The following is a 21,080-nucleotide window of genomic DNA, read 5'->3' as shown; positions in this document are numbered from 1 at the left end:
GCGGTTCGCGGCGCATTCACAGCGGGGTCGCGGCGGTCCGCCAGCGGCCGGGGGACGTGCCGTGGTGGCGTTTGAAGGCGGCGGCGAAGGAGAACTCGGACGCGTAACCCAGGGAGCGTGCGACCGCCGCCAGGCCGGAGGCGCCGTCGCGCAGTTGCTCGCGGGCGAGGGCCATCCGCCAGTCGGCGACGTAGCTCAGCGGGGCGACGCCGAGCAGCGCGGTGAACCGGCGCGCGAACGTCGCGCGCGACAGCGACACCTCGGCGGCCAGGTCGGCGACCGTCCAGGCGCGCGCAGGGGCCGCGTGCACGGCGCGCAGCGCGGCCCCGACCGCCGGGTCGTCCATCGCGCGGAACCAGGCGGGCGCGGCCTGCACATCGGTGGCGAGCTGTTCGCGCAAGGCCTGCACGAGGATCACGTCGAGCAGGCTGTCCAGCAGGGCCTGCTGTCCCGGCGCGTCGCCGAGGAGCTCGCCGGCGAAGAGGTCCAGGGCCGCCCGCAGGCTCGACCCGGCGCGCGAGCGCACCACGGTCAGGTCCGGCAGCCCCGCGAGCAGGCCCGCGCACAGCTCGCCCTCGAAGGTGTACGCGCCGCAGAAGAACGTCGTGGGGTTGCCCGATTCCGTGCCGAACACCATCCGCCGTGCGCCGCCCGGCGGGCCGGAGGAGGGTTGGCCGACGAACGGGATCACCTCCGCGCCCGGCGCGTGGGCCATGAACTGCTCGACCGGCCCGCGGACCAGGATGATGTCGCCCGACAGCACGTGGCGGGACCGGCCGGCGTCATCGGTCCACGCGAACGCCTCGCCGCCGAGGAGGCCGTGGATCGCCAGCTTGGCCCCGGCCGGGAACTGGACTCCCCACGCGCCGCGCGCCGTCGAGTGCGAGAACGCGGCACCACGGGCGCGCGAGCGCTGCAGCAGATCTGTCAGTACGTCCACACCATGAGACGCTCGCATATTTCTTCGCGCGAATCCAGCATGGATCAGGCCTCGGCGGGCGGGTTTCCTGGTGGAGAGGAACAGGAACCCCCGAAGGGAGGGGCGAGATGCCCCAGGCAGTGCGGTTCGACGAGTACGGCGACATCGACGTGCTGGAGGTCCGGGACGTGCCGCGGCCGCAGATCGCGGCCGACGAGGTGCTGGTGCGCGTGCGAGCAGCCGGGATCAACCCCGGCGAGAACGTGATCAGGATCGGCGCTCTGCATGACCGCTGGCCCGCGACGTTCCCGTCCGGTCAGGGCAGCGACCTCGCCGGTGTGGTGGAGGAGACCGGCTCGGCGGTGCGCACCTGGTCGGTCGGCGACGAGGTGATCGGCTGGGTGGACACCCGCTCCAGCCACGCCGAACTGGTCGCCGTCCCGGCCGCCCACCTCGTGCCGCGCGACCCCGCCGTGCCGTGGCGAGTCGGCGGCTCGCTGTTCGTCGCCGGTACCACCGCGTACGCGAACGTGCGCGCCGTCGGGGCCGGGCCGGGCGACACGGTCGTCGTCTCCGGCGCCGCCGGCGGGGTGGGTTCACTGACGGTGCAGCTGCTGCGGCTGGCCGGGGCGACCGTCGTCGGGTTGGCCGGCGAGTCCCACCACGCCTGGCTGCGCGAGCACGGCGTGGTCCCGGTGACCTACGGCGACGGCGTGCTCGACCGGATCCGCGCGGCCGCGCCCGAAGGAGTCGACGCGTTCGTCGACACCTTCGGCGACGGCTACATCGACCTCGCTCTCGAACTCGGCGTCGCCAAGGACCGGATCAACACGATCATCGACTTCGCCGGCGCGGCCCGGAAGGGCGTCAAGAGCGAGGGCATGAGCGGCTCCGCCACCGTCGACGTGCTGGCCGAGCTCGTCAAGCTGGTCGCCGCCGGCGAGCTCGACGTCCCGATCGCCGCCGCCTACCCGCTCACCGAGGTCCGGGCCGCCTACCGCGACCTGATGCGTCGGCACAGCCGCGGCAAGATCGTGCTCCTGCCGTAGTGCAGCCCCCTCCGGTCAGGACGGGTACCACGGTCAGGGGACGCCTAGAACGCACGTACGATGGCGCGAGAGGGGCCCCGGACGACGAGCCGGGGCCCCTCCCTTCGAGATTCGAGAGAAGCGCCGACGAGCCCGAAAACCGGGGGCATTCTGCCGTCGGCCCGGGGCTATGCCGTGGCGGTGTGGACGCACCCGAGGGCGTCGAGCCCCTCGGCCTGGCAGAGCGCGTCCGCTGCGCCGCCGAGCCCGGTCGACAGCAGCTGGTAGTCCGCACCGTTGGACTGCCCCCAGTGCATCGCGGCGCGCCACAGGCGCCGGCCGTACCCGTGACCACGCTCCTCGGGCAGGACGCCGAAGTACTGCGGGAGGAGACGCACCTGACCGATCGGATCCTTCATCGTCTCCATCGGTCCGATGGCCCCCACCACTCGGCCGCCGGAGGCGACAGTCAGGACGGGCCCGGTAAGGGCGTCGGCCTGGAACTGGCGCCAGAGGAACGCGAAGCCGTCTGCGGCCATCTGCTCAGCGAACACCGCGAACCTGCCGCGCACAGGCTCGGAAAGGTGCCGCAGGTCCTCGACGCCGTCGACCGGGTCGTCGCCTCCGGAGCGGAAGGTCTTCAGCTGGATCCGGGTGACCGCACCGCTCGGCTGGTCCGGTTCGGTCGGAGTGAACCAGACAGCACGGGCGTAGGCCGCGTCCTCGCGGGCGGCGAGTTTCCCGGCCAGCCGCAGAAGCTCAGCCGTCGAGGCGTCGGGTCCGTAGTGGTGGACCTTGACCGTCCCCCGCCCGCGTGTCGACAGGGTGGGGATCAGCGTGCGCTCAGGGCTGTGCTCGATGTCGGCGACGAGGACGTGCTCGTCCTTCGCCGATGCCCAGCGGAGGTCCTTGTCGTGCGCCAGGAACCGGCTCGTACCCGCGACCGCCAGCACGTCGGCGAACAGCTCCGGGGCCACCGCGTCAGGGTGGACGGGGCCGAGGGTCGGCACGTACGGAACACGCATCAAGGGGTGCAGCCAGTCCCACCGGAGATCCATGGCCGCACCCTACTCGCGCCCCGCACCGTAGACGAGCCCCGACGCGAGGTGCGCCGGGGCTCGCTCGATCGGCGGCCCACCGCTGACAGGAGCAGGAGGGGGGACGGTCAGTCGCGGCTGCCCAGGGTGTCGTGCGAGACCTGCCACAGCAGGGCGGCGGCTTCGGGGTCGAGCGCGTATTCCGCGACGCCCGTTCGTGCGCCGAGCTCGCCGCGGACGGCTTCGTTGCAGTCCTCGAAGTAGCGGCCGCTGACGCCCTCCAGCAGGGGTGAGGCGGCGAGCAGGACGGAGGTGGCCGCGCCCTGTTCGGTGGTCTTCCACTTCAGCTCCGTGCCGCCGGCGGCCTGGGCGCGCAGCCGGGCGAGCTCCTCGTCGGAGACGTAGCGCTGGAGGTTGGTGCGAATGCCGCCGGGCATCAGGGCGTTGACCGTGATCCCGTCGGCCGCCCAGCGCTTGGCTGCCTCGACCGCGAACAGGACGTTGGCGGTCTTGGACTGGCCGTAGGCGGACCAGGGCTCGTACGGGCGCTCGCGGAAGTGGATGTCCTCGAAGACCACCGGGGAGCGGTGGTGGGCGCTGGAGCTGACGGCCACGACGCGCGCGCCGCCGTCCTGGGCCAGGGCAGCGTGCAGGCCGGTGGTCAGCGCGAAGTGCCCGAGGTGGTTGGTGGCGAACTGGAGCTCCCAGCCTTCCGGCGTGCGGAGCTCGGGCGAGGCCATCACACCGGCGTTGTTGACCAGGATGTCCAGCGGTCCGTCCCAGGCGGCGACGAACGCCGCGACGGAGGCCTGGTCGGCCAGGTCCAGTGGTGCGACGTGGATGTCCTTGTTGCCGGTCGTCGTGGTGATGTCCTCGGCGGTGCGGGCGCCCGCGGCGAGGTCCCGGACGGCCAGCGTGACCTGCGCGCCGGCGGACGCGAGGGCGCGTGCCGTCTCGACGCCGATGCCGGAGGCCCCGCCGGTGACGACGGCGCGGCGACCGGTCAGGTCGATGCCGGAGATGACCTCGGCGGCGGTGGACTCGGCGTCGAAGGGCGTGGTGAGGCGAGCGGGCGGAGTGGTGGCGTTCATGGTGGTTCCCGTCTGGCTGGGTGTGCCCGGAGCTGGGGCGCGGGGGGGTGCGGCCGGTAGACTGAGAACCGGAGGACCCTCCGCATATCTCGAGACTAAGCGGAGGATCCTCCGCTTGCAAGCCCGTCTGCCCCTTCGAGGGCCAGAAGGAGGAATCACCGTGACCACCGCCGACCCCCGGCCGCTGCGCGCCGACGCGCGCCGCAATCGCGACCGACTGATCGAGGTGGCCGCGCGGGCCTTCGCCCAGGACGGGCCGGACGTGACGCTCGACGCGATCGCGAAGGAGGCAGGGGTGGGCATCGGCACCCTCTATCGCCACTTCGCCACTCGCGAGGAACTCGTGGAGGCGGCCTACCGCAGCGAACTCGCGAAACTCTGCGACTCCGCCGCGGAGCTCCTGAGTGCCAGGGAGCCTGACGCCGCGTTGCGCGCCTGGATGGACGGCTTCGTCCACTACATGTCCACGAAGCGCGGCATGTCCGACGCGCTGCGCGCCCTGATCGCCTCCGGGGGCGACCCGTTCTCGCACAGCCGGGCGATGCTGACCGCCGCGATCACCGAACTCCTGCGGGCCGGTACAGCGGCGGGCATCCTGCGCGCGGACGTCGAGCCGTCCGACGTGCTGTTCAGCCTCAGCGGCCTGTCACTCGCCGCCACCACCCCGGAGCACCATGCCCGGATGGCCCGCCTCCTCGACCTCCTGATGGACGGTCTCCGCTACCACGCCACCCGCTGACGACGCCCTCCACTCAGGTCTGCACGTTCATGCAGTCGGACAGGAGCCGCGCCGCCGTCGTCTTCGGTCCGGTGGCGCGGCCCCTGCTGTCCGGTCGGGGGCGGTTGCCTACATGGCGGAAGGGGCGATGACGGTGACCTGCGCATCGACGGCGCTGGTCTGCAGGGCGGCGACCCCGGCCAGGCAGGCGAGCTCCGAGGTGAACGCATTGCTGGCGGCGATGGTCTCGCCGCGGATGCCAGTCAGCCGGAAGCGCCACTCTCCGGAGTTGTCGATGTAGACCTCGATGGTGCTGGTCATGACTTCACCTCGTGGGGACTGCTGAACGCGGTCAGCGTCCAGCGGCGGCGGCGGCGGCGGGCTCGGGGTCGGGGTCGTGAGCGTGCCGGGTGCGGATGTGGATGCGATCGCGCGGTGCGGTGTCCGGGGACGGTTCCGCGGGCCCGTGGGTGAGGAGCGCGCGGGCGGTCCGCTGGTTGCCGGGGTGTGCGGCGGCGGTCATGAGCTGCTTCGCCCGCCAGGGAGCGGTCTCCGGCGGGACCACGAGCAGCTCCCACTCCCCGATGCGGTAGGAGAAGAGGGTGATCGCGTGCGGGTCGTGGGCGGAGTCGTACCAGTTCACGCGGATGTCGTGGGATCCGGTCGGGACGCTGTGGCGCAGCTGCGTCCAGGCGGTGTCGTGGACGGCGGCTCGGGTGATCCGGCCCCAGGTGCGATCCAACTCTGCGATGAGATCCGGGAGTTGCGCGGCAAGGTTGCGCGAGTGCGGCCACCACGCGCCATCGAGCCTGGGCCGGGGGCCGTCGGGTGTCAGGGCCAGCCGCAGCGAGGGGCGGGCCTGCGGACGGGTGGGGAGCGCGGGGACGGCGGTGTTCGTGGTCATGATGTCGACCTCTCTGAGTGGCCGCGTCCCGAAGGTCGCGGCCGTGCCGTCCCCGGCGCAGGTTGCGCCGGTTCGCGGAGCGGAGCGGGAAGGGTCAGCCGACCGGGCACGCTTCCTGCTGTCGGGTGGCACATGGCCAGGACCATCCCGGCCGAGTCGACAGGAAGTCTGCTCGGCCGGGACGGCCCCGGTTCGCCGACGGCCCGGTCGGTCAGGGGCGCCGGAGTGTGTGCGCGGCTGTCGCACCGTGGCGTCGAAGGCGCCGGTGGTGCGGCTTGGCTGCTGCCGAGAGCGCGGTGTGCCGGGCGTTGGCCAGCTGGATCAGCAGGACGCCGACGCCGATCATGGCCGCGATCACGAGGAGCGTGAACAGGGTGGTCATGGTGCTCACCTGCCCGCGGAGGCGCGCTGGAGGCCGACGGGCATGATCAGGGGGATCGCCCGCGCGCCGATCAGCGCCGCGCCGCCCTCGGACTCCCACGCGGATTCCGCGCCCGGGTCGCCGGGTGCGAACCCGGCGAGGAGCCCGTCGTGACGGCCGCGTTCGGCGGCGATCAGTGCGCTCGCGGACGGAGCGCCGGCCGGGTCGGTGGCGGCGGACATCAGCCGCGCGGCGGCCTCGGGGTTGGTCTCCGGCGGGATGACCAGCAGGTCCCAGCGGCCGAGGCGGTAGGAGAGGAGCAGGAGCTTGTGCGGGTCCAGCTCGGTCGTGAACCAGCCGACCTTGACCACATGGCCCTGGACCGGGATCTCGCGCGGCAGCGTTTGCCAGTGACGCGGATTGACGTTGACCCGGGTGATCCGCCCCCACACGCGGTCCAACGTGGCTACCAGCGACGGCAGTTCACGCAGGAGGTCGTCGGAGCGCGGCCACCAGGCGCCGTCCAGGGCGCCCACGGGCAGGTCGCCGGGGACACCGGTCGGACGCAACGAGAGCCGCAACGCCGATGCTTCCCTGCGGGGCGGCGGCAGGGCTGCCGGGGGCAGCCGCAGGAGTGACACGGACATGGTGCGCGTCCTGTCCCCGGGCCCGCGCGCGAGCCCGGCGTCGGCGTTCGCCGAGAACGACAGGGGCAATGCAGCCGGTGCTCGGAATACCCTCGGTAACTCCACGGTACTCCGCGCCGTGGCACAACGGACCAGACCCGGGCCGCCGATCCGCACCGGATCGGGCAGCTCGCGTTCGGGTCAGACCTCGCCCGGGTGCGGGTGGTCACCGCCGGACGAACGGTCGGGGATCGGTTCAGGCGCCTCGGGAGCGCGGGTGGTGTCCACGCTGAGGTGAAGCCTCGTACCCGTCCCGTCCTCGCCGGTCGGGTAGCTGCGCTGCTCGGTGCTGACGAACGCGCTGCGCAACAGGAGCGCGACCTGGCGTGCGGCGTCCGGGGTGGCGGCGATGATCCGGACATCGGCGAATCCGAGCGGGGGCAACTGCTGGTCTTCCACGGCTCCTCCCGCTTCCGTTCGGTTGGGCGGGGAGCGAACGCGACTCCACATCACCCACGCTACTCCCGCCCCACCACGGAATGCCGTCGGAAGCCCGGCGCCCTGGCGCTTCCGTGGGTGCACGATGGAGGGTGACACACCTCTGGTCTCCGAATCGGCATGCCATCCACGGTGGATTCCCCTTCGGCCCGGGGTGGCGCCCGGCCGTGCTCCGATCGAGGTCCGATCGAGGTCCGTGAGCCGAGCGCCGCCCGGAGGAACGGGTCGTCACCCGACGGCCCGATCAGAACCCGGCGGGGTGCTGCCGACCGAGGTGATGATCATGTTCGGCTATCGTGTTCCGGCCCCCGACCAGGCGATGCTGATCTCCGGAGGCCGCCGCGGCATGGGAAACGCGCCGTTCCGCGTGGTGACCGGCCACGGCGCGTTCGTCCTGCCGGTCCTGCGCAAGACCCGTTTCCTGACGCTGGCGATGTGCGAGGCGGAAGTCGACGAGAACTGCGTGACCCATCAGGGCATCGCGCTGACAGTCCGCGCGGTGATCGCGTTCAAGGTGGGCAACGACACCGAGAGCATCATCAACGCCGGGCAGCGGTTCCTGTCCGACCAGGACCAGATGTCGGTGCTGACCGGACGGATCTTCGCCGGTCACCTGCGGTCGATCATCGGGTCGATGACGGTCGAGGAGATCGTCACCGAGCGGCAGAAGCTGGCCAGCGAGGTACTGGACACCTCGAAGGCCGAGATGGGCCGGATCGGCCTGATCGTCGACTCGCTGCAGATCCAGTCGATCGACGACGGTCAGACCGGCTACATCGCGGCGATGGCCGCCCCGCACCAGGCCGCGATCCAGCGCCAGGCGAAGATCGCGCAGGCTGCGGCCACCCAGGCCTCCGCCGAGGCGGAGCAGGCCGCCGCCAGGAACCAGGCCGAGTACGCCCGGCAGACCGCCGTCGTCAAGGCGCAGTACAACGCGGAGGTCGACCGCGCCCAGGCGGCGGCCGCCCAGGCCGGGCCGCTCGCCGCCGCGCACGCGCAGCAGGAGGTGCTGACGGCGCAGACCGAACTGGCGCAGCGGGCGGCGGAGTTGCGGCAGCAGCAGTTGGTGGCGGAGGTGGTGCGCCCCGCCGAGGCGGAGGCGGAGCGGATCCGGGTGCTGGCCCTGGCCGACGCCGCGCGGATGAAGATCCAGGCGGAGGCGGCGGCGTCCCACGACCGGGTGGCCTTGGACCGGCTGCTGATCGACCAGCTGCCGCTGATCGTCAAGGAGGCCGCAGGCGGCCTCGCGGGCGCCAACGTCAACGTGCTGAACGGCGCCGACGGTTTGGGGCAGATCGCCGCCGGTCTGGTCGGCCAGGGACTGACCATCCTGGACTCGGTCCGGCAGAACCTGGGCACGCCCCGCAACCGCCCAGCCGGCGAGGACACGGACAAAGGTGCGGGCCCGGGCGAGCCGCGCAAACGGATTCTCGGCCCCGTCGACTGACACCGACCGGGCTGGGGGCCCAGGCCCGATCTCGCCAGGCGGCGCACCGCCGAGGCCGGGCAGTCGGTGACGGCCTCAAGCGCGGCCTGGACGTGTTCGGGCGGGATGGCGCACCCGCTCCGCCGACTGAGCGGAGCGCACGAACGGCGGTCCCTGTCTCGGCTCTCCCCCGAACGAGGCAGGGGCCGCCTCCATGTGCGGCGCGCACGAGGGCCTCGTAGAGCGAGTTGCGCGCATAGGGCGAGTATAACTTGAAGCTTCAAGTCAAAGGGTCTAGGGTTCGACTTGAAGGGTTCAACTCATAGGAGGTCGTCATGACCACCGCAACGCCGGAGCCGGGCCAGTACGCCATCGCCGACGCGGCCAGCTTCGACACCGGCAACAAGAGGCGGGACAGCCAGGTCCTGTCCAGCGTCCTGCTGGACACCGACACCTACCCGGACATCAGGTTCGCCTCGACCGCCGCGGAACTGGACCAGGCCGGCGCGTGGGCCCTCCAGGGGCACCTGACCGCCCACGGCGTACGGGTACCGGTCACGTTCACGGTGTCCAAGGCCGAGGTCGACGGGGACGAGATCGCCGTCGAGGCCACCGCGACCGTGGACCGCTACGCCCATGGAGTCACCAAGCTCAAGGGCGTGGCGGCGCGGCGCCTGCAGCTGACCGCGACCATCCGAGCCCGCCGCGCCCCCGACGGCAGCCCTGCCCCGCAGGACTGACACCTCACCAGAACCGCGCACGACCGGACCGATCACCACTCCCGTGAAAGGTAGTTGAAACAGGTCCGTGCTCGATTCCGCCACGAACCGCCGCTCGTTCCTGACTCGCCGCGCCGGCTCGTCCTACCGCGGCCGGCCCGGGGATTCGGCTGCGCCCGCCCACCAGGCGGGCGCGCACGCCACGGTCGCGTCGACGAGCTGCGCCTTGGTGACGTCCGGATCGCTGAGCCACGCCTTGATCGCTCCCGCGAAGCCGTGCGCCAGGAACTGCGCGATCACCTGGTGGCTGACGTCCGGAAGCCCGGGACCGGCGACGCGAGCCAGGAAGTCGAGTGCGTAGTCGCCGAAGTGCCGCACCATCGCGTCGTAGACACCGCGGTCCGCTGGGTCGGAGAGGGCGTTGCGGTAGACGGCCGCGAACCGCTCGACGTGGTCGGCGACCTCCGAGACGGCCAGCCGCAGCAGCGCCGGGCCCGGGTACCCCTCGGCGCGGCGGCAGTCCTCCAGCCGGTGCCCCGACTCCAAGTCGGCGTAGAGCACCTCGATGAGCGGATCGAGCGGCGTGCTGTAGCGGTTGTAGAAGGTCGCCCGGGTGACTCCCGCGCGCTCGGCCAACTCGGCGACCGTGATCCGGGAGACGGACCGCTGCGAGGCGAGCTCCACGACGGCCTGTCGAAGGGCGCTGGTGGTCCGCGTGACGCGCGGGTCGGTCCGACCGCTCACAGCGCTGCCCTCCAGCTCCTTCCGCCCGGTTGCGGGAGACCCGCCACCGGTGCTCTTATACAGATGTCAAATAGTTTCACGAAGGGGGTCGTCATGTCCTCCCACACCTCGATCACACCCGAGCAGGCCGCCGACCGCTTGGCCATCCGCGAGTTGATCGACGCCTACGCGCACTGCGCCGACCGTCGGGACGCCAAGGGGCAGATGGCTCTGTTCACCGAGGACACCCGCTTCCTGGTGTACATGGACGCCACCGCGGCCGAGCCGACCCAGGAACTGCACGGCCGCGAGGCCCTCGCCCCGGTGTTCGACAACCTGAACACCTACCGGGCCACCACCCACTTCAACGGCCAGAGCACCGTCTCCCTCGACGGCGAACGGGCAAGCGGCGAGAGCTACTGCCTGGCCCACCACATCTCGTTCGGCGCGGACTCCGAGCGCACGATCATGATCGCGTCGATCCGCTATCTCGACGAATTCGTCAAGCAGGACGGCGAGTGGTTCTTCGCCGAGCGCCGCCTGATGGTCGACTGGACCGAAACCCGGCCCTGCGCGCCCTGAGGAGCGTCACCGGATGACGGACGAAGGCCCTCCCGCCCCCGCCGTGAGCGGCGGCGAGCCGACGTTCCGGCGGCGGTTGCTGCGCCAGCTGTGGCAGCCGCCGCGTGCCCACGGCGAGCAGCCGCGCGAGCGCGTCGTCGGCCCGCTGGAGCTCTTCTACGACCTGGTGGTCGTCGTCCTCGTCGCGCAGGCGGCCCACCATCTCGCGGGGCAGCTCACCTGGCGTGGCCTCGGCGAGTACGCCGCGGTGTTCGGGCTGGTGTGGATCGCCTGGGTCAACGGGAGTCTCCACCACGAGTTGCACGGCCACGAGGACGCCCGGGCCCGGATCACCTTCCTGCTCCAGATCCTGGTCCTCGTCCCCCTGGGAGCCTTCATCCCCGAGGCGGGCGGCGCGCGGGGAGGGGCATTCGCCGTCGCAGCAGGGATCCTGTTCGCGGTCCTGGCGGTGCTGTGGCTGCTGGCCTCCCGTGGCGACCGGCCCGAGTACCGCGGTTCCAGCCGCCTCTTCGTCGCCGGAACCGTCTTCTGCGCCGTCATCCTCGCCGGAAGCGCACTGCTCCCCGCCACCGCCCGGGTCTGGACGTGGGGGCTGCTCGATCTCGCCTACCTGGTCGGCCTCGGCGCGGAGATCCTCGGAGCCACGCCGGGCGCGTACGTCACGCTCAACATCACCGACGCCCTGATCGAGCGGTTCGGGCTGCTCATCATCATCGTGCTGGGGGAGACCGTCACCGGGGTGGTCAGCGGGCTCGCGGCCGAGCCGGTCGGCGTGCTCGTCGTCGCGGTCGCGCTGCTCGCCGTCGTGGTCGGCTTCGGCGCCTGGTGGACCTACTTCGACTTCGCCGGCCACCGCGAGCCGCGGCAGACCCCGGCCGCCACCGCGCAGTGGATGCTCGCCCACCTGCCGCTCACGGCCGCGGTGGCCGCGATGGGCGCGGCGATGGTCAGCCTGGTCGAGCACGCCCACGCGTCCCGCACCGCGGCCGCCACGTCCTGGGTGCTCTGCGGCGGCGCGGCAGCGGTGCTGGTCAGCACGATGCTCGTGGCCGCAAGCCTCGAAGCCTGGCACAGCAAACGCGGACTGTACCGCCCGCTGTCCTGGACCTGCGCCGGGTCCGCTGTCGCCTGCCTCGGACTGGGCGCGGCACGCCCGGCACCGCTCGTGCTGGGACTCGTCCTGGTCGCGCTCTTCGGCGTCCCCTGGTGCCTGGCCGTCGCCTACCGCCTCCGCCACGAAGACACGCTCACACCGGAGCCGGCCGACTAGTCGGGGCCTGACCGCCTGCGAGCCGTGCCGTGTCGCATCTGATGGACACCGACAAGGTTCTGTCCGCGAATCTGGCGCGGCGCGCGACCGTGCCGGTCGACGCGCTCGGCGACCATAGGGGTGCGGCCCACCTGGAGCGCGAGCTCGGGATCGTGATCCCGGACGCGACGGTCGGACGGTTCGCCACCGTCAGGGACGTCCAGAGCTGCCTGGACCAGCACACCCGCACCCGCAACGGAAAGGTCACCACCTCGTGAGCCAGCGACACCTGACCCCTGGAGGCCGCGGCTTCCTCATGGTCAACGCGCACCCGACCGGCGCCGCCACCACCGTCGACCAGCTGTGGGAGCAGATCCCCGGCCGCGCCCCGGCCGCGCAGCGCCCCGTTGTGCTGGTCATCGGGTTCAGCGCCGGGTACGGGCTCGCCGCGACCCTCGCCGCCGTTCGTCGCGGCGCGGTCGGCGTCGGTGTCGCCTTCGAGGCGCCGGAGACCGAGCGGCGCACCGCCTCCGCCGGCTGGTACCGCACCGCGCGTGCCGCCGAACTCACCGGCGTCTTCACCTTCCTCAACACCGACGCGTTCGCTGACTCGGCCAAGGCCGAGGTCGTCAAGCTGCTGGCGGAGCGGTACGGCAAGGTGGACCACCTGATCTACAGCATCGCCGCACCGCGCCGCACCGATCCGGAGACCGGGCAGGTCTACCACTCCGTCATCCAGCCGCTGGATGGCGCTTACACGGCCAAGACGCTCGAGTTCGGCACGGACGGGCCCGCGATCGGCTCCTCCACCCTGCAGCCGGCCACCGCGCCGGAGCGGGAGGAGACCGTCAAGGTGATGGGCGGGGAGGACTGGCAGCGCTGGGTCGACGCCCTGGACCAGGCCCACCTGCTCGCCGAGGACTTCACCACCGCGGCACTCACCTACGTCGGCTCAGACCTGACCGCAGCGATCTACCGGGCCGGGACCATCGGCGCCGCCAAGGAGCACCTGGAAGCGACCGCCCGTCAGCTGGATGAGCGGCTCGGCAGCAAGCGCCGCGCGTACACCGTGGTGGCGGGAGCCGCCGTCACCCAGGCGTCCACCGCCATCCCGAGCATCGCGCTCTACACCAGCCTGCTGCACAAGGTCCTCGGCGACGACGGATTCCAGTCCACCGCGCAGCAGATGACCGCCCTGTGGCAGCAGCTCGACGGCGAGCAGGAGCTGGTACTGGACGAGACGGGCCGGATCCGCCTGGACGGCTGGGAGCTCGACCCCGCCGTACAGGACCAGGTCCGCGCCCTGTGGGACGCGGTCACCACCGAGAACGTCGCGGACAGCGCGGACACTGTCTGGTTCCGCCGGCAGGTCGGCCAGCTCTACGGCTGGGACGTTCCCGGTGTCGACTACGCCGTCCCGGTGGAGACCACCGTGCCGTGGCCCACAGGCCAAAGGTAGAGGCGACACTAGACCCCCGGGCCTTTCGCGCGCCCGTCGCCCATCACGAGTGCTGGTCCAGTGCCGCGCGGACCGCGGCCAGCGCGGAGTCCGCATCCGCTCCAATCGCGAGTACCCCGTCCGCGAACTCCCGGGCCAGTCCCGCGAGTTCCGCCGCATAGGGGACAGGCGGGGACGGCTGCAAGACCCGGGTGCCGGCCGCGCGGCGGGTCGCGACCTGGCCGGCGGCCTCGAGTTCCCGGTAGGCGCGGGCGACAGTACCCGCCGCCAGGCCGAGATCGGCGGCGAGTTGGCGGACCGGTGGCAGGCGGTGCCCTGGGGGCAGACGGCCTGCCGCGATCAACGTGGCGAGTTGTCCGCGGATCTGCTCGTACGGCGGGATCGGCGAGCGCGTGTCCACCCGCAGGGCCAGGGTGCCGCCGCGCGACGGCTCACTCACGACCGCCGGCTCAAGGCGATCCCGCAGGCGAGCGCCGCCACACCGGCGCCGGTCGCAACCGCGCCCAGTGCCCAGGAGGCGGCATCGAGCGTGCCGGATGCCGCACAGGGCAGGCCACTCAAAGCGCCGGCCATCGCCAGGGAGACGCCCGCCAGTGACGCGGTCACCATCAGCCCCCAGGCAGCGGCCACCCGTGCGGCGCTCCTGCGGCGCCAGCTCTCGTCCACACCAGGGCGCCTGGCCATCCGCCTCAGCGTGAGGCCGCAGGCGAGAGTGGCCGCACCCAGCACGGCCGCCAGGGGCAGGCTGTAGTAGGTGCCGGGCCAAGGGCTCCGCAAGACGCTGACCTCGCCGCACGCGTACCCGAAGGCCCGCCCGGTCCGCCCGAGATCATCGGGGCTCGCCGTCGCAGCGGCCAACACCAGAAGCGACACGAGCAGCGCCCCCGCGCAACCGAGCGCGACCACGGTTCGCCGGGTCAGGAAGTCGAGGAATCGACGGGGGGTCAGCTCGGCGACGCGGACCGCGCCCGTCGGACCGGGAGCGGTCGCGTCTGCTCCGAGCGCACCCAGCACCGCGCCGACGCCGAGCAGCGTCGGCGCCAGCAGCGGCCCGATCCCGAGCTGCCCCTGGCCGGCGGCCCAGACGGCTGCCAGCGCCCCCAGGGCCAGCCCGGCCCAACGCAGCAGATCTTCACGTGCGGTGGTCTTCATCCATCCCCCTTGTATCAAATGCTTGATACAAGATAGCTGATTCGGGCGGTGTCGGGCGCCGGCTGGGCAGCCTTGATCTGAAGCTCTGAATAATGGTTCACTTCTTTCATGGCCTACCGCAAGACACCCGCCGAGCAGGACCGCCTCAAAGCGGCCCGCGAGCATCTGGTTGAGCAGGCCACCACGGTGGTGGCCGAGGTCGGTTGGGCCAATGCCTCGGTGACGGTGGTCGCCGCCGCAGCGGGCATGTCGGCGGGCTCGGTGTACCAGCACTTCCCTTCCAAGGCCGCCCTGGCGATCGAGGTGTTCCGCCGAGCCTCGGGGCGGGAGCTTGAGGTCCTGGGCGAGGTGCTGCACGGCGGAGACGGTGACGCGGTGCACCGGTTGGCGCAGGGCATCGCGGTGTTCGCGCGCCGCGCGCTGGAGCGGCGCGGCCTGGCGTATGCCCTGCTGGCCGCGCCGACGGAACCGGCTGTGGGGGAGCAGCGGCTGGAGTTCCGCCGCCGCTATCGCGAGCTCTTCGCGCAGGTGATCCGCGAGGGCGTGGCCGCCGGACTGCTGCCCGCGCAGGATCCGGAGATCACCGCGGCGGCCCTGACGGGTGCGATCGGCGAGGTGCTGGTCGACCCGCTCGCCGCGCACGACGACGGCGCGGCGGACGCGCTCGTCGCCGAACTGACCGCCATGTCCCTGCGCTGCGCGGGTGCCCGAGTCGACGCACGTTCCGTCCATCCAGGAGGTTCCCGATGACCGTGGAGACAACGCCCCCGCCCCACAGCAACCCGACCGCCCGCACGCATGAGGTGACCAACCAGCCCCCGCCGCTGGTCGGCCACGACGTCGCGGCCGATCCGGTGCTGCTGGAGGGCCTGCACCGTGAGGGCGCGGGCTGGTACGTGGCGGACCTGCACCGGGTCGGGCGACTGGCCGGCAGCGAGGAGGTTCAGCTCTGGGCCGAGCAGGCCAACCGGCACGAGCCCGAGCTGCGCACCCACGACCGCTACGGCCGCCGCATCGACGAGGTCGACTTCCACCCCGCGTACCACGCGCTCATGGACGTCGCCGTCCGCGAGGGCCTGGCCGGCGCGCCCTGGGCCGACGACCGGACCGGCGCACACGTGGCCCGCGCCGCCGGCTTCATGACCTGGAGCACCGCCGAGTCCGGGCACGGCTGTCCGATCTCGATGACCTACGCCGTCGTCCCCGCGCTGCGCGCCGAGCCCGAACTGGCCGCGCAGTACGAGCCGCTGCTCACCGGCCGCGTCTACGATCCCGGCCTGCGCGCGCCGCTGGGCAAGCGCGGCCTGCTCGCCGGGATGGGAATGACGGAGAAGCAGGGCGGCACCGACGTCCGCGCCAACACCACCAGCGCCGTCGAGCGCCCCGACGGCAGTTGGCGGCTGCGCGGTCACAAGTGGTTCACCAGCGCGCCGATGAACGACCTGTTCCTGGTGCTGGCGCAGGCTCCCGGCGGGCTCTCCTGCTTCCTGGTCCCGCGGGTGCTGCCGGACGGCAGCCGCAACACCTTCCGGATCCAGCGGCTCAAGGACAAGCTGGGCAACCGCTCCAACGCCAGCAGCGAGCCCGAGTTCGACGACACGGTGGCCTGGTTGGTCGGCGTACAGGGGCAGGGCGTGCGGACGATCATCGACATGGTCACCATGACCCGGCTCGACTGCATCCTCGGCTCCGCCTCCGGCACGCGCGCGGCGCTCGCCCAGGCGGCCCATCACGTACGCCACCGCTCGGTCTTCGGCGCCAAGCTGATCGACCAGCCGCTGATGCGCAACGTCATCGCTGATCTCGGCCTGGAGTCCGAAGCCGCCACCACACTCGCCCTGCGCGTCGCGGGCGCTGTCGACCGCGCCCAGCGCGGCGACGCGCAGGAGCGCGCCTTCCTGCGGCTGGCCACGGCCGTCGGCAAGTACTGGGTCTGCAAGCGGCAGCCCACAGCCGTCGCCGAGGCGCTGGAGTGCCTGGGCGGCAACGGCTACGACGAGGCGTCAGGAATGCCCCGGCTCTATCGCGACGCGCCGCTCAACGGCATCTGGGAGGGCTCCGGCAACGTCCAGGCACTCGACGTACTGCGCGCGCTGACCCGCGAGCCCGAGTCCCTGGCGGCCTTCGCCGCCGAGATCGACGCGGCCGCGGGCGCCGACACGCGCCTCGACGCCGCGTGGCGTCGGCTCCGCGACGAGCTGGCGCCGACCGAGGACATCGAGCTGCGGGCCCGCCGCCTGGTCGAACAGATGGCGCTGGTTCTCCAAGCGGCGCTGCTCGTCCGGCACGCGCCGGCCGCCGTCTCGGACGCCTTCTGCGCCTCCCGTCTGACGCCCGAACGCGGCCTGGCGTTCGGCACCCTGCCGAGCGGCATCGACCTGGCCCCCCTCCTGGCCCGCCTGCCGGGGCACCAGGGCTGACCGGCCCGGCCCGCCCGACGCCTGCGGGGCCCAGCCGCGCAGGCGGCACTTCGGGTTCCGCAGTGTCGCATGCTCAGCAGCGCGGCTTGTTGCGCGCATGCTAACGACAGTGCCCTTGGAGGCGCGTGGGACGCGTGCTTCGTAAAGCTTAAGAGTCCATGACACAAAGCGTGTCACCTCCCTTGCGGGGTGTCACATCAGGGACCACACTCGCGAGTTGCCAGTGCCACGCCGTCCCCGGTGGGCGGGCCGACCTGACCTGACGGCTCGTCCACTGCTCCATGTGCGGGCACGTTTCCGTGTTTCCTCGGTGAGGAGTCCCCTGTATGCGCGCACCTCTGCATTCCCGTTGGCGGCGGTCCATGGCCGCCGCCGTTTCCACGGCCCTGTTAGGGATCGGCACCGCACTGCTGTCGGCCCCCACGCCGGCCGTCGCCGCCACGTCGATCACCAACGGCGGTTTCGAGACGGGCAGTCTGTCCGGCTGGACGGCGTCCGGGCCGGCGACCTCGGTGACCACGAGCAATCCGCACTCGGGCACGTATGCCGCCATACTCGGCTCGACGTCGCCCACCAACGGCGCGTCCTCGATCGCGCAGTCGTTCACCGCGCCGTCCGGCAGCCCGGTGCTCGGCTTCTGGTACGACGTCACCTGCCCGGACACGGTGACCTACGACTGGGCGACCGCCACGCTGAAGGACACCACCAGCAACACCACGACCACCGTGCTGGCCAAGACCTGCGTGGCCAACTCGGGCTGGAAGCAGGTCACGAAGGCCCTGACCGCCGGTCACAACTACACCCTCACGCTCACCAGCAAGGACGACAACTACACAGGCGACCCGACCTACACCCTGTACGACGACGTCGCGATCACCGGCGGCGTGACCGGCAACGACTTCTCCCTCAGTGACAGCCCCGCCTCCGGCGCGGTCAACCCCGGCTCCGCCGCGACCAGCACCCTCAGCACCGCGGTGACATCCGGCAGCGCGCAGACCGTGACCTTCTCCGCGTCCGGCCTCCCGTCCGGCGCGACGGCCACATTCAACCCGACCTCGGTCACGGCGGGCGCCTCCTCGACCATGACGCTGTCCACGTCCTCGTCGACTCCACCGGGCAGCTACGCGATCACGGTGACCGGCACCGGCACCTCGGCCACCCACACCGCCGGCTACACGCTGACCGTGAACGGCACCGGACCCTCGCTGCTGCAGGTGAGCACCGATCCGTTCACCAACAGCACCAGCCAGCACGCGACCGAGGTCGAGCCGGACACCTTCGCCTGGGGCAACACCATCGTCTCCTCCTCCCAGGTGGGCCGGTTCAACGACGGCGGCTCCTCGGACATCAGCTGGAACACCTCCACCGACGGCGGCGCCACCTGGCAGCACGGCATGCTGCCCGGCATCACCACCTACCAGGGCGGCACCTGGGCGCGGGTCAGTGACGCGTCGGTGGCCTACGACGCCAAGCACGGTACCTGGATGGTCTCCGGCCTGGTCCTGGACGCCAACGTCAACGGCGCCGGCGTGACCATCAGCCGCTCCACCGACGGGATCAACTGGCAGAACCCGGTGATGGCGATCGGCAACGACGGCCAGGGCTACGACAAGAACTGGATCGTCTGCGACAACACCGCCACCAGCCCGCACTACGGCAACTGCTACAGCGAGGCCGACATCACCTCCAGCGGCAACCAGGAGATCATGTCCACGTCCTCGGACGGCGGCGCGACCTGGTCCGCCCCGAGCTCGCCCGCCAGCGGTGACTCCGGCCTGGGCGGTCAGCCGCTGGTCCAGCCCAACGGCAACGTGATCGTCCCGTTCTCCACCAACGGCACCTCGATCCGCTCCTTCACCTCCACCAACGGCGGTGCGAGCTGGGGCTCCTCGGTCCTGGTCGCCAATATCTCCTCCTCCACGGTCGGCGGCGGGCTCCGCGCCGGTGACGGCCTGCCGTCGGCGGAGATCGACGCCGCGGGCAAGGTCTATGTCGCCTGGCAGGACTGCCGGTTCCGCTCCGGCTGCTCCTCCAACGACATCGTCTACTCCACCTCGACCGACGGCGCGAGCTGGTCGGCCGTGACCCGGGTGCCGATCGACGCCACCACGAGCACGGTGGACCACTTCATCCCCGGTCTCGGCGTCGACCACGCCACCTCCGGCAGCACCGCGAAGCTGGGCGTGTACTACTACTTCTATCCCAACGCCAGCTGCACCGCCTCGACCTGCCAGATGTACGTCGGCTTCATCTCCTCCGCCAACGGCGGCAGCACCTGGACCACGGCGCAGACGGTGGCCGGGCCCATGACCATGGCCCAGATCCCGACCACCACGCAGGGCAACATGGTCGGCGACTACATCTCCTGTTCCGTCGTCAACGGGAAGAGCGTCGCCCTCTTCGCGGTCGGCAAGGCGCCTACCAACGGCCAGGCCTACGACGAAGCCATGTACACCATCGCCGGCGGCCTCGCCCTGCGCGCGGGTGGCATCCCCTCCGCCACCGGGCCGGTGCGCTTCAGCGTCAACCACCCGATCGGCACCGCACCGGTGCGCCGCACCTGAGCGCCTCTCGCTGAGCACAGTGCGTCCTCGTGGCCCCGCCCGCACCGTGGGCGGGGCCGCTTGGCTGTGCATCACCAAGTCTTCACCTGGGTGGTCTATGCGCGTAAACCGACGGACCGTCACACTCCTTCCAGAACCCCCGTCCAGCCCGTCCCCGCAGCGCTCGGACCCCATGGGAGGCGTTCGTGAAGATCCGTCCGACGAGACGCAAGTCGCTCATCTACCTGGTCGCTCTGATAGCCGTCGCGCTGGCCGCCGTGTTCGGTGCGAACGCGGTCAGTGCCGGTCCGCGGCACAGCCCCAGCCCTGACGCCGAGGAGCACGAGGACGTCGTCGCTCAGCGCAACTCGACCACCGGCAGTTGCGGCGTGGAACGCTGGGCCGTCAAGACCGGCACCGACGCGGACGTCGGCCTGATCAACCTGAACTCCACCACGCCCACCACCATCGCCGCCCTCGACGCCCTGACCGCGCCCAGCTCGCTGCCCGCCGCCAATCGCGTCCAGCCGACCGAGACCACCGTCTTCCGGCTCAACGCGACCCTCGTCGAGTACAAGCTCGAAGCCGACTCCGACTACCACCTCGTCCTCAATGACGGCAGCGGCCACACGATGATCGCCGAGATCCCCGACCCGGCCTGCGTCGGATCCGGCAGCCCCCTGCTCTCCGCGATCACCAGCGCCCGGTCCGCGTTCGACGCCACCTACAGCCCCACCGGCAGCTTCCAGACCGCGAACGTCCCCATCACCCTCACCGGCGTCGGCTTCTTCGACTTCCTCCACGGCCAGACCGGCGTCGCCCCCAACGGCATCGAACTCCACGCCGTCCTCGGCGTCACTTTCGGCAGCTCCACCGGCGGCTCCGTCACACTCGCCAACCCCGGCGCCCAGACCGGCACGGTCGGCCAGGCCGCCAGCCTGCAGCTCTCCGCCACGGACACCGCGGGCGGCGCCCTCACCTACAGCGCCACCGGCCTCCCCGCGGGCCTGACCCTGGACACGGCCACCGGCCTGATCAGCGGAACGCCCACCACCTCCGGAACCGCCACGGTGACCGCGACCGCCACGGACTCGACCGGGCCGAGTGCCGCCAACTCCTTCACCTGGACGGTGAATCCCTCCGTCAGCGGCGGGATCACCAACGGCGGCTTCGAGACCGGCGACTTCTCCGGGTGGACCACGACGGGCCATGCGACGGTGACATCCTCGGCAGCCCAGACGGGTAGCTACGGCGCGATGCTCGGCTCCACCGCCCCGTCCACCACCTCGACCGCGGCGCAGACCTTCACGGCACCGTCCGGCTCGACGAAGCTTTCCTTCTCCTACAACGTGACCTGCCCGGACACCGTCAGCTACGACTGGGCCACGGCCACACTCAAGGACAACACCACCGGCACGACGACCACGGTCCTGGCCAAGACCTGCGTCTCCAGCTCCGGCTGGGTCGCCAAGACCGCCGCCGTCACGGCCGGCCACTCCTACACCCTCACGCTCACCAACCAGGACGACAACTACGCCGGCGACCCCACCTACACCTACTACGACGACATCGCCCTGTCCTGACGCGCGCGGGCGGCCGGGTCTGCCGGGAGGGCCGGCCGATCG

At 71.7% G+C, this 21,080-nt stretch carries 23 protein-coding genes; 12 read left to right on the top strand and 11 right to left on the bottom strand.

The genetic code is table 11. The features are described from left to right. Positions 1-16: 16 nt before the first annotated feature. A complete protein-coding gene (locus ABIA32_RS02570; protein WP_370092077.1) occupies positions 17-940 on the bottom strand; it encodes an AraC family transcriptional regulator in 924 nt (307 codons plus the stop codon). Between the two features lie 107 nt (positions 941-1,047). Between ABIA32_RS02570 and ABIA32_RS02565 the strand changes: the two genes are divergently transcribed. Further along, entirely contained in the window at positions 1,048-1,968 is a 921-nt protein-coding gene (locus ABIA32_RS02565) for an NADP-dependent oxidoreductase (protein WP_370092075.1), read from the top strand. A gap of 167 nt (positions 1,969-2,135) precedes the next feature. Here the strand turns inward: ABIA32_RS02565 and ABIA32_RS02560 are convergent, their stop codons facing one another. Further along, complete coding sequence (locus ABIA32_RS02560) at positions 2,136-3,005, bottom strand: GNAT family N-acetyltransferase (protein ID WP_370092074.1); 870 nt, start codon at positions 3,003-3,005, stop codon at positions 2,136-2,138. 107 nt (positions 3,006-3,112) lie between these two features. Beyond that, positions 3,113-4,075, bottom strand: a complete 963-nt coding sequence (locus ABIA32_RS02555; RefSeq protein WP_370092073.1) for an SDR family NAD(P)-dependent oxidoreductase — start codon at positions 4,073-4,075, stop codon at positions 3,113-3,115. A gap of 160 nt (positions 4,076-4,235) precedes the next feature. On the opposite strand from ABIA32_RS02555, the gene ABIA32_RS02550 reads away from it, so the two are divergent. Then, positions 4,236-4,814 (top strand): TetR/AcrR family transcriptional regulator, encoded by a 579-nt coding sequence (locus ABIA32_RS02550; RefSeq protein WP_370092072.1) that lies wholly within the window; start codon positions 4,236-4,238, stop codon positions 4,812-4,814. Between the two features lie 108 nt (positions 4,815-4,922). Here the strand turns inward: ABIA32_RS02550 and ABIA32_RS02545 are convergent, their stop codons facing one another. From ABIA32_RS02545 to ABIA32_RS02525, 5 genes are all read right to left on the bottom strand, one after another. Beyond that, a complete protein-coding gene (locus ABIA32_RS02545) occupies positions 4,923-5,114 on the bottom strand; it encodes a YegP family protein (RefSeq protein WP_370092071.1) in 192 nt (63 codons plus the stop codon). A 31-nt stretch (positions 5,115-5,145) separates the two neighbouring features. Then, complete coding sequence (locus ABIA32_RS02540) at positions 5,146-5,697, bottom strand: DUF5994 family protein (protein WP_370092069.1); 552 nt, start codon at positions 5,695-5,697, stop codon at positions 5,146-5,148. Positions 5,698-5,908: 211 nt separating this feature from the next. Continuing rightward, on the bottom strand, positions 5,909-6,079 hold the full coding sequence (locus ABIA32_RS02535; RefSeq protein WP_370092068.1) for a hypothetical protein: 171 nt from the start codon (positions 6,077-6,079) through the stop codon (positions 5,909-5,911). 5 nt (positions 6,080-6,084) lie between these two features. Further along, complete coding sequence (locus ABIA32_RS02530) at positions 6,085-6,705, bottom strand: DUF5994 family protein (RefSeq protein ID WP_370092067.1); 621 nt, start codon at positions 6,703-6,705, stop codon at positions 6,085-6,087. Between the two features lie 180 nt (positions 6,706-6,885). Further along, a complete protein-coding gene (locus tag ABIA32_RS02525) occupies positions 6,886-7,143 on the bottom strand; it encodes a hypothetical protein (RefSeq protein ID WP_370092066.1) in 258 nt (85 codons plus the stop codon). Positions 7,144-7,465: 322 nt separating this feature from the next. Here ABIA32_RS02525 and ABIA32_RS02520 point away from each other — a divergent pair, with 322 nt between their 5' ends. Both ABIA32_RS02520 and ABIA32_RS02515 read left to right on the top strand, forming a co-directional pair. Further along, entirely contained in the window at positions 7,466-8,629 is a 1,164-nt protein-coding gene (locus tag ABIA32_RS02520) for an SPFH domain-containing protein (protein ID WP_370092065.1), read from the top strand. 314 nt (positions 8,630-8,943) lie between these two features. Continuing rightward, complete coding sequence (locus tag ABIA32_RS02515) at positions 8,944-9,348, top strand: YceI family protein (RefSeq protein WP_370092064.1); 405 nt, start codon at positions 8,944-8,946, stop codon at positions 9,346-9,348. 123 nt (positions 9,349-9,471) lie between these two features. Here ABIA32_RS02515 and ABIA32_RS02510 read toward each other — a convergent pair whose 3' ends face one another. Next, on the bottom strand, positions 9,472-10,071 hold the full coding sequence (locus ABIA32_RS02510; RefSeq protein WP_370092063.1) for a TetR/AcrR family transcriptional regulator: 600 nt from the start codon (positions 10,069-10,071) through the stop codon (positions 9,472-9,474). 93 nt (positions 10,072-10,164) lie between these two features. On the opposite strand from ABIA32_RS02510, the gene ABIA32_RS02505 reads away from it, so the two are divergent. The 4 genes from ABIA32_RS02505 to fabV are packed head-to-tail and all read left to right on the top strand — an operon-like array spanning position 10,165 to position 13,340. Further along, complete coding sequence (locus ABIA32_RS02505) at positions 10,165-10,632, top strand: nuclear transport factor 2 family protein (protein WP_370092062.1); 468 nt, start codon at positions 10,165-10,167, stop codon at positions 10,630-10,632. A gap of 13 nt (positions 10,633-10,645) precedes the next feature. Then, positions 10,646-11,902, top strand: coding sequence for a low temperature requirement protein A (locus ABIA32_RS02500; RefSeq protein WP_370092061.1), 1,257 nt, complete (start codon positions 10,646-10,648; stop codon positions 11,900-11,902). A 41-nt stretch (positions 11,903-11,943) separates the two neighbouring features. After that, complete coding sequence (locus tag ABIA32_RS02495) at positions 11,944-12,159, top strand: hypothetical protein (RefSeq protein ID WP_370092060.1); 216 nt, start codon at positions 11,944-11,946, stop codon at positions 12,157-12,159. Further along, positions 12,156-13,340, top strand: a complete 1,185-nt coding sequence (gene fabV / locus ABIA32_RS02490) for an enoyl-[acyl-carrier-protein] reductase FabV (protein WP_370092059.1) — start codon at positions 12,156-12,158, stop codon at positions 13,338-13,340. The genes ABIA32_RS02495 and fabV overlap by 4 nt, the downstream gene beginning before the upstream one ends. A 43-nt stretch (positions 13,341-13,383) precedes the next feature. Here fabV and ABIA32_RS02485 read toward each other — a convergent pair whose 3' ends face one another. Continuing rightward, positions 13,384-13,779: a GntR family transcriptional regulator gene (locus ABIA32_RS02485; RefSeq protein ID WP_370092058.1), complete on the bottom strand. Its 396-nt coding sequence runs from the start codon at positions 13,777-13,779 to the stop codon at positions 13,384-13,386. Beyond that, positions 13,776-14,492 carry a hypothetical protein gene (locus tag ABIA32_RS02480; RefSeq protein WP_370092057.1) on the bottom strand — a complete coding sequence of 239 codons (717 nt, stop codon included), beginning with the start codon at positions 14,490-14,492 and terminating at the stop codon, positions 13,776-13,778. The genes ABIA32_RS02485 and ABIA32_RS02480 overlap by 4 nt, the downstream gene beginning before the upstream one ends. A gap of 108 nt (positions 14,493-14,600) precedes the next feature. Here ABIA32_RS02480 and ABIA32_RS02475 point away from each other — a divergent pair, with 108 nt between their 5' ends. The 4 genes from ABIA32_RS02475 (at position 14,601) to ABIA32_RS02460 (ending at position 21,038) form a co-directional block, all read left to right on the top strand. Further along, entirely contained in the window at positions 14,601-15,242 is a 642-nt protein-coding gene (locus ABIA32_RS02475) for a TetR family transcriptional regulator (RefSeq protein ID WP_370092056.1), read from the top strand. Continuing rightward, positions 15,239-16,912 (top strand): acyl-CoA dehydrogenase family protein, encoded by a 1,674-nt coding sequence (locus ABIA32_RS02470; protein WP_370092055.1) that lies wholly within the window; start codon positions 15,239-15,241, stop codon positions 16,910-16,912. Before ABIA32_RS02475 ends, ABIA32_RS02470 begins: the two co-directional genes overlap by 4 nt. Before the next feature lie 326 nt (positions 16,913-17,238). After that, positions 17,239-19,476, top strand: a complete 2,238-nt coding sequence (locus ABIA32_RS02465) for a hypothetical protein (RefSeq protein WP_370092054.1) — start codon at positions 17,239-17,241, stop codon at positions 19,474-19,476. A 185-nt stretch (positions 19,477-19,661) separates the two neighbouring features. Continuing rightward, positions 19,662-21,038 carry a putative Ig domain-containing protein gene (locus ABIA32_RS02460; RefSeq protein ID WP_370092053.1) on the top strand — a complete coding sequence of 459 codons (1,377 nt, stop codon included), beginning with the start codon at positions 19,662-19,664 and terminating at the stop codon, positions 21,036-21,038. The last annotated feature ends 42 nt before the right edge of the window (positions 21,039-21,080 follow it).

The organism is Streptacidiphilus sp. MAP12-20, from assembly GCF_041262525.1.
Taxonomy (GTDB): Bacteria; Actinomycetota; Actinomycetes; order Streptomycetales; family Streptomycetaceae; genus Streptacidiphilus.
This window is presented reverse-complemented; position numbering and strand designations above follow the sequence as displayed.